Consider the following 12,065-nt stretch of genomic DNA (forward strand, 5'->3'; position numbering starts at 1 on the left):
CCCGCCGCACCACCCCTCCCCCCGGGGGGGGCGGGTCCACCCAGGACCGGCCCCCGCGGCGCGTCGTCACTCCCCGTCGGCGAACCCGGGCAGCCAGTCCTCCAACTCGTCGTGCAGCCGGACCGTCGCCCCCAGCTGGCACAGCACGCCGATGGTGCTCAGCGTCACCCGGTGGATCAGCAGGTAGGCGGGCGGCAGGTTCAGCTGCTTGCCCAACTGGTAGGCGGGGGAGCGCATGTCGGCGACCCGGGTGGCCTGGCTGCGCAGCCAGCCCCGGGTGAACGTGAACTCCTCCACCCGGGTCGGCTCGATGATCGGGAGCAGGTAGTCGAGCACCTCCTGCGGCTCCAACTCGATCGTCTCCCGCACGAAGCCCTCCTCGCGCAGCAGCCGGTAGACCGCGTCGGCGTGGCCCTCGAGGGAGAGCCGCAGCGAGCGCCCGATGGTCTCGGGCAACCCGCCCGGCAGCCGGTCGACGGTGCCGAAGTCGAGGACGCCGAGTCGCCAGTGGCCCGTACCCTCCGGGTCGGGCGGCAGCAGCCGGAAGTTCCCCGGGTGCGGGTCGGCGTGCAGCAGGCCGGTGCGGGCCGGGCCGGAGAAGAGGAACCGGGCCAGGAGCTGGCCCGCCCGGTCCCGCTGCTCCTGGGTGCCCGACGCGATCACCTCCGACAGCGGCGTGCCGTCCATCCACTCGGTGACCAGGACCTGGTCGCTCTGGTGGACCACCGCGGGCACCACCACGTCCTCGTCCCCCGCGAACTCCTCCGCGTGCGCCTGCTGGGACTTCGCCTCCAGGGCGTAGTCCAGCTCCTCGGAGACCCGGTCGCGCATCTCGGTGATCAGCGGCTTGATGTCCATGCCGGGCACCAGCGGCCCCAGCAGCCGGGCGAACCGGCTGAGCTGGGAGAGGTCGGAGAGCAGCGCCGCACCGGCTCCCGGGTACTGCACCTTCACCGCGACCCGGCGCCCGTCGTGCCACACCGCGCGGTGCACCTGACCGATGGACGCGGCCGCCGCCGGGCTGTCGTCGAACTCGGTGAACAGGTCCCGCCACTCAGCGCCGAGCCGCTCGGCCAGGACGGCGTGCACGGTCGCCGTCGGCATCGGCGGCGCGGCCTCCTGCAGCTTGGTCAGCGCGGCCCGGTAAGGGCCGGCCACCTCCTCGGGCAGCGCGGACTCGAAGACCGAGAGCGCCTGCCCCAGCTTCATGGCGCCGCCCTTGAGCTCGCCCAGCGTCTTGAACAGCTGCTCCGCGGTCCGCTGCTGGAGCTCCCGCCCCACCAGCTCCGCCGACCTGCCGCCGATCCGCTTGCCGAGCCCCCACGTCGCGCGCCCCGCGAACCCGATCGGCAACGCGGCCAGTTTGGCGGTCCGCGTGACCGCCTTCCGGGGAAGATCAGACATGAGCCCCTCCTAGTCCCACACAGCCGCGCCGCGCCGGGCGCCTACCTTGCCATTGTGTCCTGTCGCCCGACCCGCCCGGCGGCGCGCTCCCTCCCGCCCGCCCCGCGGCTCCCGCCGCCCCCTCCGGCCCCGCACCCGCACTCCGGATGCGGCGACACCTCGTCCGCCCGCCACTCCAGGCCCGGCAGCGCGGCCTCCCACCGCGCCCCCGCGCTCGACGGCGGATCCCCGTCCAGGAAGGCGAGGGCGTGGGATGCCGCGAGTCCCGCGACGGTCGCGGTCAGCGCCAGGTCCCCGGCCGGCACGCCCCGACGGGCCCGCCCGGACCGCCACTGCACGAACACCCGCAGCCACTCGGGGTCCGCGTCCACCCGCCGCCGCAGTCGGCACCCGGCGCACGCCGTGGCTCCCGGCAGGACGAGCGGGCCGACGAAGCCGGTCGCCTCCACCACGCCGGCGTAGAGGTGGGGGGTCCCCGAGGACAGCAGCTCGGAGGCGCCGTCCGGGTCGGGCAGGTAGGCCTCCAGGCCGTCCCGCGGGGCCAGGACCACCAGCGCGAACGCGTTGCCGGACGGCGGCGGTGAGGCCCGCGCCGCACGCACCGCGCCGGTGGGGGCCGCCGCTGCCGGGGCCGCCCGGCGCACCGCCCGCCGGGCGGACTCGTCCCGCCGCTCACCGACCGCTTCGGGCGGCAGCCCGCCCGGCGCCACGTCCCAGGGCCGGACACAGCCGCCGTCCCGCACCTCGACCCCGCCGACACCGGCTCCGGCCAGGACGGCGGCGATCTGCGCGCCGACCCGGCCGCACCCCCGCACCTGCACCCGCATCGCACCCCGCGCGGCCAGCCGCCGCATCGCCCCGCCCGGCTCGCCGTCCACCACCGACAGCGAGTTCAGGTCCGGGCGCAGCCGGTCCATGGCCGCCGTCCGCTGCCGCAGCGCCGCCGCGCCCGGGCCGCCGCCCCGGTTGTCGTCGATCAGCCCGGCCGCGGTGAGCCGGCCGACCAGCGCGTCGGCGTGCCCGTCGGGGAGGTCCATGCGCCGGGCCTCCTCGCGGAGCAGCGGCATGCCGCGGGTGCCGTCGAGCAGGGTGAGGAAGGCGTCCGTCGCGCTGTCGACGGACCCCAGCGTCACCGCGTGCGCCGACGTCACGCCGAACTGCATCGTCCGGCCGTCCCGCCAGCCGCGCCGCAGCGCGGGTTTGAGCATCGGATGCACGGCGATCAGCCCCCGTCCCGTCCTCGTGAGTGGTGCTTCCGTGCCCTCAGCTTGCCCGGGTCGGGCCACGGGCGGTTCGAGTTGTCCACAGGCAGGGGGTGATAGTCGTACGAATAGGGTCCGGCCCGGTCCCCAGGGGTGCCCTCCCGCTCCGAACCCGCCCCGCAGCGGGACGGACGGCCCTCACAGCGGGTAACGTCGAGGCGTGCCCGCCGACTCCCTAGACCACGCCGGTACCCAGCTCAACCGGGCGGCCGACCATCCGCCGCGCGGGTCCGTCACCGGCCCCGTCGAGGTCCGCCGGAGCTCCCGCCGACGCCGCACGGTGTCCGCGTACCGTGAGGGCGGGCGGACCGTCGTGCTGATCCCCGCCCGGATGTCGGAGGCGGAGGAGAAGCGGTGGGTGGGCGTGATGCTCGCCAAGCTCGCCGCCCAGGAGAGCCGGAGGGTGATCGGCGACGGCGAGCTCGCCGACCGGGCCGCGCGGCTTTCCGCGGAGTACCTCCAGGGCCGGGCCCGCCCGGCCACGGTGCGCTGGGTCACCAACCAGAACACCCGCTGGGGCTCCTGCACCCCCGCCGAGGGCAGCATCCGCCTCTCGCACCGCCTCCAGGGCATGCCCGAGTACGTCGTCGACTACGTGCTGCTGCACGAGCTCGCCCATCTGCTCGTCCCCGGGCACGGCGCCGAGTTCTGGCGGCTCCTGGAGGCCTACCCGCGCACCGAGCGGGCGCGCGGCTTCCTCGAGGGGGTCGTCGCCGCCGAACGGCTCCCTGAGGCGCCGGGCGAGGCCACCGACTGACCGCGGAGGAGGACGTCGATCCCGCCCGGACTCTTGAGGTCGCGCGCACAGCGGATAGCCTGGCGCGACTCAGTCACACTCGGATGGGGGACGGTCGTCACGCATGGCCAGGGAATTCCAACGCGGCCACAAGGCCAGGATCAGCGATCTGACGGCCGGGACCGATCTGTACGTAGGTGTGCAGATCAGCGCTCCCGGGCTGTCCTTCGACATCAGTTGCTTCGGACTCGACGCCGACGAACGGCTCTCCGACGACCGGTACTTCATCTTCTTCAACCAGCCGAAGTCGCCGGAGGAGTCCCTGCAGCTGCTCGGCGCCCAAGCGGGTGACACCGAGTCGTTCCGGGTGAGCCTCGACCGGCTCCCGGACACCGTCCACAAGCTCTCCTTCACCGCCACCATCGACGGCGACGGCCAGATGTCCCAGGTCGCCCCGGGCTACCTCCGGATCGTCGCGGGCGGCGAGGAGGTCGCCCGCTACTCCTTCACCGGCGCGGAGTTCACCACCGAGCGCGCGGTCATGCTGGGCGACTTCTACCTCAAGGACGTCTGGCGCTTCGCCGCCGTCGGGCAGGGCTTCGACGGCGGCCTGGACGCGCTCCTGAAGAACTTCGGCGGCGAGGTCGCCGAGGAGCAGGCTGCGGAGCAGGCGCCCCCGGCCCCCGCCCCGCAGCAGGCGGCCCCCGCCTTCGCCCCGCCGAGCGCCCCGAGCACACCGCCCGCCGCCGCCCCGCCGAGCGCCCCCGCCGCGTCCCCGCCGCCCGCGTTCCACGCCGCGCCCCCGGCGCCCGCCCCGCACGTCCCCGCGCCGGCCGCCCCGCCGGGACCGCCCTTCGGTAACCCGCAGGTCCCCTCCGCCCCCTTCGGGACCCCGCAGCCGGCCCCCCAGCAGGCCCCCGGCCCGTTCGGCGGCCCGGGCACGGCACCGCCCTTCGGGCAGCTCCCCGCCCAGGCCCCGGTGCCCCCGGAGGCCGGACTGCGGGTGGTCCTGACGAAGTACGCCGAGGCCCCGGTCGGCGACCGCTGGACCGAGCAGAACCAGCAGCTGGTGCGGGTCAACCTCGCCGACGGCAAGGGCATCCTCGCCAAGCAGGGCAGCATGGTCGCCTACCAGGGCGACGTCGACTTCGCCCACAAGGGATCCGGGCTCCTCGGCAAGCTGACGGGCCAGCTCACCGGCCAGGGCATGAAGCTGATGCGCTGCTCCGGCAAGGGCGAGGTCTTCCTCGCCGACGAGGCCAGCAGGCTCTTCACCATCCGCCTCCAGGGCGAGCAGCTCTACACCAGCGCGGGCGGCGTGCTCGCCTTCGACGAGGACCTCGACACCGAGATCCGCCGCATCGAGGGCGCGGGCCTGCCCGGCGGCGGCCTGTTCACGATGCTGTTCTCCGGCACGGGAACCGTTGTCGTGAAAACCCGCGGCACCCCCGTGGTGCTCCCCGTGGGGCCCGCCACGTACGTCGACGGCAACGCCGTCATCGCCTGGTCGGCCGGTGCGCAGGCGGTCACCACGACCGCCCTGCGGCTGCGCCGTTCGGGTTACGCCAGCCACCGCCAGGAGGCCGTCAACCTCCAGTTCCGCGGCGCGCCGGGGAACTTCGTCGTCGTCCAGCCCTTCGAGGTGTGAGCCGGACCATGGATTCGCAACTGCTCAGCGCGCACCGCCCGGTCGCCACCGGCACCCGGATGACGGTGCACAGCGCCAAGACGCTCAAGGTCGCCATGGTCAGCGGCCAGGACCTGCTCGCCAAGGCGGGCTCGATGATCGCCTACGACGGCTACATCCAGTTCGACGGGCCGCCCGGCAACCTGCGCCGCACGGCCGAGGCGATGGTCACGGGCGAGGGCGGGCGGCTCATGCTGGCCCGCGGCGACGGCGACCTGTACCTCGCCGACTACGGGGCCGACGTCGTCGTCCTGCACCTCCAGGACGAGGCGTTCTCCGTCAACGGCGCCACCCTCCTGGCCTGCGACGCCTCGCTCCAGCTCGCCATCGAGCCGATCAAGGGCGTCGCCAAGCTCTCCGGTTCCGGACTGACCAACCTGGTCGTCCGCGGCACCGGCTGGGTGGCCTTGGTCAGCCGCGGCATCCCGCTGGTCCTCGACTGCTCCGAACGGGAGACCTACGTCGACCCCGACGCACTGGTCGCCTGGACCACCGGGATGGACATGAAGGCCAGGCGGACCATCAAGGCGAGCGCCCTGATCGGCCGGGGCAGCGGCGAGGCGATGCAGATCGGCTTCAAGGGCCAGGGTTTCGTCGTCGTGCAGCCCAGCGAGGACACCGGCGACCGCTTCAAGATCCGCGGCTAGGGGGACGGCACAGCCATGCACAGCACACTCTTCGCACACACCCCGGTGGAGTCCACCGGGCGCTACACCCTGCAGAACCCGCAGCTGCTGAAGGTGCAGGTGGACCAGGGGCAGTCGCCGATCCTCGCCAAGCAGGGCGCGATGGTCGCCTTCGAGGGGCAGGTCGACTTCGACAGCCAGTACCGCGGCCGCAACTGGCGCAACGTCGAGCGGATGACCGGCGAGCGCCTGGAGCTGATGCGCTGCAAGGGCAGCGGGACGGTCTACCTGGCGAGCTTCGCGCAGTACCTGCACGTCATGGAGGTCGGCCGCGGGCTCACCGCGGACAGCACCTCGGTGCTGGCCTTCGACGGCTCCCTGGGGGTCGGCATCGTGGCCGTCGACAGCGCGGTCGGGGTGGCGTCGGCCGGGGCCTACAACCTGGAGCTGACCGGCACCGGCCAGGTCGTCCTCATGACCTCGGGCGAACCGCTGGTCCTGGAGGTCACCCCGGAGAACAACATCTGCGTCGACGCCGACGCCGTCATCGCCTGGTCCACGGCGCTGCGGACGCAGATGCAGGCGCCGACGTCCAGCTCGGCCGTCTGGCGGCGCAAGGGCGCCACCGGTGAGGGCTGGGAGATGCAGTTCACCGGCACCGGACACGTCCTCGTGCAGCCCAGCGAGCTGCTGCCGCCGCAGTTCCTGCGCGGCGCCGGCGCGTTCGGCCTCGGTCTGCGCGGCAACTCGCTCGGCGGCAGCCAGAGCTGACGGCGGATCGCGGCGCAGGGCGGCCACCCTGCGCGCCGGACGCCCACAGGGTAAGGGGCGGGCCCCAGAAGGCCCGCCCCTTACCGCATGCCCAGGGCGCGCGGTCAGCCCGCGGCCAGCCGCTCGCGCGTCGCGTCGAGCAGCCGCACCACGGACGCGTCGGCCACCTCCGGCACCTCGGCGTACCGGAACCAGCGCAGGTCCAGGGACTCGTCGCTGATGGCCGCCACGGCGTCCGGCGGGGCGATCGCCGCGTACTGCACGTCGAGGTGCCAGGCGCAGAGGCCGGGGATGGCGTGCCGGTCAAGCCGCACCGGGCCGCCCGGCAGCAGAGTGAGACCGGCGGCGATGCCCGACTCCTCGCGGGCCTCCCGCAGCGCGGTCGCCGTGAGCGCGGTGTCGCCCGGCTCGCAGTGGCCGCCCATCTGGAGCCACATCCCGAGCTTGCGGTGCAGCGTCAGCAGCACCCGGCCGCCCTCGGGATCGACCACCAGGGCACTGCCCGTGAGGTGGCCGCCCGTGCAGGCCTTCCACATGCCGTCGGGATGGGCCGCCAGATGGTCCAGATAGACCTGCCGCAGCGCGGCCTGTTCCTCGGACCGGCCGTCGAACTCCTTGAGCACGAGGACGGCGTCGTCGTGCAGCGTCACTTTCCGGAGTCGTCCTTCCCCGTGCCGCCGGCCGCGGGGCCGTCCTCGTCGGAGGCGTCCCCCTCGCGCAGGTCGGGGCCGGCGCCCTTGCCCTCGGCCGCCTCGCCGAGCATCTTGTCGAGCTCGGAGAAGTCCAGCTGCTCGCGGTGGACGAAGCCGTCCGGGTCGTCCAGGTCGGTCGCCGTCGGCAGCATGTCGGGGTGCTCCCACAGGCCGTCCCGGCCGTCGACGCCGCGGGCGTCGGTGAGCGAGGCCCACAGCCGGGCCGCGTCGCGCAGCCGGCGCGGGCGGAGCTCCAGGCCGATCAGGGTCGCGAAGGTCTGCTCGGCGGGGCCGCCCGAGGCGCGCCGCCGGCGGAGCGTCTCGCGCAGCGCGTCCGCGGAGCCCAGCCGGGTCCTGGCCGCCTCGTGGACCACCGCGTCGACCCAGCCCTCGACGAGCGCGAGCGCCGTCTCCAGACGGGCGAGCGCGGCCTTCTGCTCGGGCGTGTCCTCCGGCTGGAACATCCCCTGCTGCAGTGCCTCCTGGAGCTGCTCCGGGTTCGACGGGTCGAGCCCGCCGACCGCCTCCTCCAGCTTCGCGGTGTCGACCTCGATGCCGCGCGCGTAGCCCTCGACCGCGCCGAACAGGTGCGAGCGGAGCCACGGGACGTGGGCGAAGAGCCGCTGGTGGGCGCACTCGCGCAGGGCGAGGTAGAGCCGCACCTCGTTCTGGTCGACGCTCAGGTCCTTGCCCAGCGCCTCGATGTTCAGCGGCAGCAGCGCCGCCTTGCCCGCCGGGCCGAGCGGCAGGCCGACGTCGGTCGAGCCGACGACCTCGCCCGCGAGCACGCCCACGGCCTGGCCGATCTGCTGGCCGAACATCGCGCCGCCCATCGAGCGCATCATGCCCATCAGCGGCCCGGCCATGGCCTGCATCTCCTCGGGCAGCACGCCGCCCATCGCCGCGCCGACCCGCTCGGCCACCGGGTCGACGAGCTCCTGCCAGACCGGGATCGTCGCCTCGACCCACTCCGCGCGGCTCCACGCCACCGCGTGGGTGGCGCCCGAGGGCAGCGAGGTGGTGTCGTCCAGCCAGTGGTCGGCGAGGCGGACGGCCTCCTCGACGGCGGCGCGCTCGGCGGGACCAACGCTGGCGTCCTTGACGCCGTCGGAGGTGCCCTGGGCGACCGTCTGGCGGGCGATCTGCTTGGCCATGTCCCAGTTGACCGGACCGCCCTCGTAGCTGAGCATCTGGCCCAGCTGCTGGAAGGCGGCGCCCAGGTCGCCGGGGTTCATGCCGCCGAACATCGCGGCGAGCGGGTTGTCGGCGCCGGGGCCGCCCGGGCCGCCCGGCATGCCGGGGAAGCCGCCGAACCCGAACGGATTCGCCGGCCCCTGGCCCCCCTGGCCCTGCTTCTTGCCCTCGTCGCCGTCCTCCGGCTCCTCGGGCGGAAGACCGAATCCGAATGGGGTGTCACTCACGGGTTTCCTCGGCTCGTAGGGCCGCCGGCACCCGGCCGACAGCGACTGCCCTTGCGTCTGTCCCCAGGGTAGACACCACACCCGGCAAACGGGATCGATGCTCCGCGCGCTCAACGCCTGCGGCAGGATGGGCGTCACCTGGTACGTACGCGTCATACACGTACGTACCGAAGTCAACCGCTGGAGACGCCTGGTGAGTTCCCCAGACCCGCAGGACCGCGCACCGCAGGACCCCGAAGTTCGCCAGAGGCACGAGTCGGATGTTCGCCAGAGGCACGAGTCGGACGTTCGCCAAAGGCGAAACCCCACCCCTGCCCCGCGCGGCCCCGTCGTCGCCGTGACCGGCGCGGCCTCCGGCGTCGGCGCGCTGCTGACCGCGCGGCTCGCCGCCTCGGAGGAGATCAAGCAGGTCATCGCCATCGACGAGCGCCGGGGCGACGTCTCCGAGGCGACCTGGCACGTCCTGGACGTCCGCGACCCGGCGATCGCCGAGCGGCTGCGCGGCGCGGACGCCGTCGTGCACCTGGCGCTCGATCTCGACCTGGAGGGCGACCAGGCCGCGCGGACGGCGTTCAACGTCCGCGGGACGCAGACCGTGCTGACCGCGGCCGCCGCGGCGGGCGTGCACCGGGTGGTCCTGTGCACCTCGGCGATGGTCTACGGGGCGCACGCCGACAACGAGCTGCCACTGTCGGAGGACGCCGAGCTCAAGGCGACCGCCGAGGCCACCGGCGTGGGCGACCTCCTGGAGATCGAGCGGCTCGGCCGCCGCGCTCCGCGCGCCCACCCCGGGCTCAACGTGACGGTGGTCCGGCCCGCGGTCCTGGTGGGCGCCGGGGTGGACACCGCCCTGACCCGCTACTTCGAGTCCCCCCGCCTGCTCGTCGTCGCCGGCTCCCGGCCGGCCTGGCAGTTCTGCCACGTGGACGACCTGGTCACGGCCCTGGAGTACGCCGTCCTGGAGAAGGTCGACGGGGAGCTCGCCGTCGGCTGCGACGGCTGGCTGGAGCAGGAGGAGGTCGAGGAGCTCAGCGGCATCCGCCGCATGGAGCTGCCCTCGGCCGTCGCCCTGGGGGCCGCCGCCCGGCTGCACCGCATCGGCCTCACCCCGTCCCCGGCCGGGGACCTGGCGTACACGATGCACCCCTGGGTGGTCAGCGTCAGCAGGCTGCACGACGCGGGCTGGCGGCCGCGGTGGACCAACGAGGAGGTCCTCGCCGAGCTCCTGGAGGCGGTCTCCGGCAACCACACCGTCGCCGGCCGCCGGCTCGGCCGCAAGGACGCCACCGCCGCCGGCGCCGCGGGCGCCACCGTCGCCCTGATCGGCACCGCGGCCCTGGTCCGCAAGGTGCGCAGACGGCGCGGCCTGTAGGACCCTCCGAGCGGTCCGCGCGGCAGCCGGTCGAAAGAGTCATTCCGCGTCGTCCGTGGTGTGCGGCACCATTGCGGCATGGCGAACCTGCACTCCGACCACCCCGGCGAGCGGCCCGCGGCCGACCCGGTCAAGCTGCTCGCGATCCGCGACACCCCGCTCTCCGTCGACGAGGTCTTCCGGGCCGTCGGCGACGACGCGTCGGGCGGCACCGCCCTGTTCGTGGGCACCGTGCGCAACCACGACGGCGGCGCGGACGTCGACGCGCTCGGCTACTCCAGCCACCCCACCGCCGAGGACGAGCTGCGCCGGGTCGCGGAGAAGGTCGTCGCGGACTTCCCCGTCCGCGCCCTGGCCGCCGTGCACCGGGTGGGCGACCTGGCGATCGGTGACCTGGCGGTGGTCGTCGCCGTCTCCTGCCCCCACCGCGGAGAGGCGTTCGAGGCCTGCCGCAGGCTGATCGACGACCTCAAGAGCCAGGTCCCGATCTGGAAGCACCAGAAATTCTCCGACGGTACCGACGAATGGGTGGGGGTCTAGCGCGAACGGGTGACCCCGGCGGGTGAGGGGTCGTCATGGCGCCTGACGGCCCCGCGTGGTTCCGGTTGCGTAACCACACCCCCACGGCGAGCGTTGTCCCTACGAGTGGTTAATCTGCTGATCGGCCGGGATCTGTCCGGCCCGCATCATGCTCTTGGGGTCGGGAGGTTGGCATGGCCGCGCTCACCTGGTTGCTGATTCCGTTTCTCGCCGCCGTCGGAGCGGGTGTCTGGGGATCCTGGGCCACGCGGTACCGCAGGACCGGCGGAGGCGACGGCGCCGAGCTCGCGGGCTACGCGCGCTTCCGCGAGGCGATGGAGCGCTCGGGCCCCGACTCGGGCGAGGCCTGAGCCGCGCCGCAGGCCCGCGGACCCCGTGGGGCGACCGGCCCCACAGGTGCGTTGACAGACTCGTCCCGTACTGTCGTTCCATGCCACGCCGCACCGCGACGATGCTCGCCTCCACCCTGATGCTCATCGCGTTGCTCTGCGCCGGAGTGCTCCTCCCGGTCCCGTACGCGGAGATGTCCCCCGGCCCGACCGTGAACACGCTCGGCGAGCACGACGGCGAGCCGGTGCTGCAGATCGAGGGCCGCAAGACCTACGCCACCACGGGGCACCTCAACATGACGACGGTCCGGGTCACCGGCGCCGACTACGACATGAACCTCGTCGAGGCGGTCTACGGCTGGCTCGCCCACGACAACCTGGTGGTCCCGCACGACACGCTCTACCCCGACGGCAAGACGGAGGAGCAGTCCACCCAGGAGAACGCCGAGGAGTTCAGCCAGTCCCAGGAGAGCGCCAAGGTCGCCGCCCTGCGGGAGCTGGACGTCCCCGTCGAGTCCTGGGTCGTGGTCGGGACGGTCGTCAAGGACAGCCCCGCGGAGGGCCGGCTCCACGCGGGCGACATCGTCCGCTCCGTGGACGGCACCGCGGTGGAGAAGCCGGAGGACGTGGCGAAGCTGGTCACGAAGCACGCGCCGGGAGAGCCGGTCGTCTTCTCCGTGGTGCCCGCCGAGCGCGCCGCCGCCGCGGAGAAGAAGGGCAAGGAGGCGCTGGCCGCGGCCCCCGCGGAACGGGTCACCGTCACCACCAGGAAGGCCTCCGACGACGACCGCGCCATCGTCGGCATCCAGGCCGGCACCGACCACACCTTCCCGTTCACCATCGACATCAAGCTGGCGGACGTCGGCGGCCCGAGCGCCGGCCTGATGTTCGCGCTCGGCCTCGTCGACAAGCTGACCCCCGAGGACCTCACCGGCGGCACGTTCGTCGCGGGCACCGGCACCATCACCGACGACGGGAAGGTCGGACCGATCGGCGGCATCCGCATGAAGACGGTCGGCGCCCGCGCGGAGGGCGCCCGGTACTTCCTGACACCGGAGGCCAACTGCGCCGACGCCGCCTCGGACGTCCCCGACGGCCTCACCCTCGTCAAGGTCAGGACGCTGGACGACGCGATGACGTCCCTGGAGGCGATCCGCGAGGGCGACCGGAAGGCGCTGCCCACCTGCTCGGCGAGCTGACGCGCCGTCCGCGCGGACACCGGCCC

Annotated in this window: 12 protein-coding genes; 8 read left to right on the forward strand and 4 right to left on the reverse strand. The window is 73.9% G+C overall.

Annotation, left to right across the window (positions count from 1 at the left end):
* Nucleotides 1-66: 66 nt before the first annotated feature.
* Both ACFWEG_RS25530 and ACFWEG_RS25535 read right to left on the reverse strand, forming a co-directional pair.
* The gene (locus tag ACFWEG_RS25530) at nucleotides 67-1,404 is read right to left on the reverse strand and encodes an ABC1 kinase family protein (protein WP_387219478.1); all 1,338 of its coding nucleotides are present in this window, start codon (nucleotides 1,402-1,404) and stop codon (nucleotides 67-69) included.
* Between the two features lie 41 nt (nucleotides 1,405-1,445).
* Nucleotides 1,446-2,621 (reverse strand): ThiF family adenylyltransferase, encoded by a 1,176-nt coding sequence (locus tag ACFWEG_RS25535; RefSeq protein WP_387219481.1) that lies wholly within the window; start codon nucleotides 2,619-2,621, stop codon nucleotides 1,446-1,448.
* Between the two features lie 205 nt (nucleotides 2,622-2,826).
* Between ACFWEG_RS25535 and ACFWEG_RS25540 the strand changes: the two genes are divergently transcribed.
* From ACFWEG_RS25540 to ACFWEG_RS25555, 4 genes are all read left to right on the forward strand, one after another.
* The gene (locus ACFWEG_RS25540; protein ID WP_387219484.1) at nucleotides 2,827-3,423 is read left to right on the forward strand and encodes a M48 family metallopeptidase; all 597 of its coding nucleotides are present in this window, start codon (nucleotides 2,827-2,829) and stop codon (nucleotides 3,421-3,423) included.
* Nucleotides 3,424-3,526: 103 nt separating this feature from the next.
* Complete coding sequence (locus ACFWEG_RS25545) at nucleotides 3,527-5,050, forward strand: TerD family protein (protein ID WP_387219486.1); 1,524 nt, start codon at nucleotides 3,527-3,529, stop codon at nucleotides 5,048-5,050.
* Between the two features lie 8 nt (nucleotides 5,051-5,058).
* Nucleotides 5,059-5,736 (forward strand): AIM24 family protein, encoded by a 678-nt coding sequence (locus ACFWEG_RS25550; protein ID WP_387219489.1) that lies wholly within the window; start codon nucleotides 5,059-5,061, stop codon nucleotides 5,734-5,736.
* A gap of 15 nt (nucleotides 5,737-5,751) precedes the next feature.
* On the forward strand, nucleotides 5,752-6,486 hold the full coding sequence (locus tag ACFWEG_RS25555) for an AIM24 family protein (protein ID WP_387219492.1): 735 nt from the start codon (nucleotides 5,752-5,754) through the stop codon (nucleotides 6,484-6,486).
* Nucleotides 6,487-6,590: 104 nt separating this feature from the next.
* On the opposite strand, the gene ACFWEG_RS25560 is transcribed toward ACFWEG_RS25555, so the two are convergent.
* Both ACFWEG_RS25560 and ACFWEG_RS25565 read right to left on the reverse strand, forming a co-directional pair.
* The gene (locus ACFWEG_RS25560; protein WP_387219494.1) at nucleotides 6,591-7,136 is read right to left on the reverse strand and encodes an NUDIX hydrolase; all 546 of its coding nucleotides are present in this window, start codon (nucleotides 7,134-7,136) and stop codon (nucleotides 6,591-6,593) included.
* Nucleotides 7,133-8,599 carry a zinc-dependent metalloprotease gene (locus tag ACFWEG_RS25565; RefSeq protein ID WP_387219497.1) on the reverse strand — a complete coding sequence of 489 codons (1,467 nt, stop codon included), beginning with the start codon at nucleotides 8,597-8,599 and terminating at the stop codon, nucleotides 7,133-7,135. The genes ACFWEG_RS25560 and ACFWEG_RS25565 overlap by 4 nt, the downstream gene beginning before the upstream one ends.
* 127 nt (nucleotides 8,600-8,726) lie before the next feature.
* Here ACFWEG_RS25565 and ACFWEG_RS25570 point away from each other — a divergent pair, with 127 nt between their 5' ends.
* From ACFWEG_RS25570 to ACFWEG_RS25585, 4 genes are all read left to right on the forward strand, one after another.
* The gene (locus ACFWEG_RS25570) at nucleotides 8,727-9,971 is read left to right on the forward strand and encodes an SDR family oxidoreductase (protein WP_387219508.1); all 1,245 of its coding nucleotides are present in this window, start codon (nucleotides 8,727-8,729) and stop codon (nucleotides 9,969-9,971) included.
* Between the two features lie 78 nt (nucleotides 9,972-10,049).
* The gene (locus ACFWEG_RS25575) at nucleotides 10,050-10,511 is read left to right on the forward strand and encodes a molybdenum cofactor biosynthesis protein MoaE (protein ID WP_387219500.1); all 462 of its coding nucleotides are present in this window, start codon (nucleotides 10,050-10,052) and stop codon (nucleotides 10,509-10,511) included.
* Between the two features lie 173 nt (nucleotides 10,512-10,684).
* Nucleotides 10,685-10,861 (forward strand): hypothetical protein, encoded by a 177-nt coding sequence (locus ACFWEG_RS25580; RefSeq protein ID WP_387219503.1) that lies wholly within the window; start codon nucleotides 10,685-10,687, stop codon nucleotides 10,859-10,861.
* A gap of 80 nt (nucleotides 10,862-10,941) precedes the next feature.
* Nucleotides 10,942-12,039: a PDZ domain-containing protein gene (locus ACFWEG_RS25585; protein ID WP_387219506.1), complete on the forward strand. Its 1,098-nt coding sequence runs from the start codon at nucleotides 10,942-10,944 to the stop codon at nucleotides 12,037-12,039.
* Nucleotides 12,040-12,065 lie beyond the last annotated feature (26 nt).

The organism is Streptomyces sp. NPDC060194 (assembly GCF_042728285.1).
Taxonomy (GTDB): domain Bacteria; phylum Actinomycetota; class Actinomycetes; order Streptomycetales; family Streptomycetaceae; genus Streptomyces.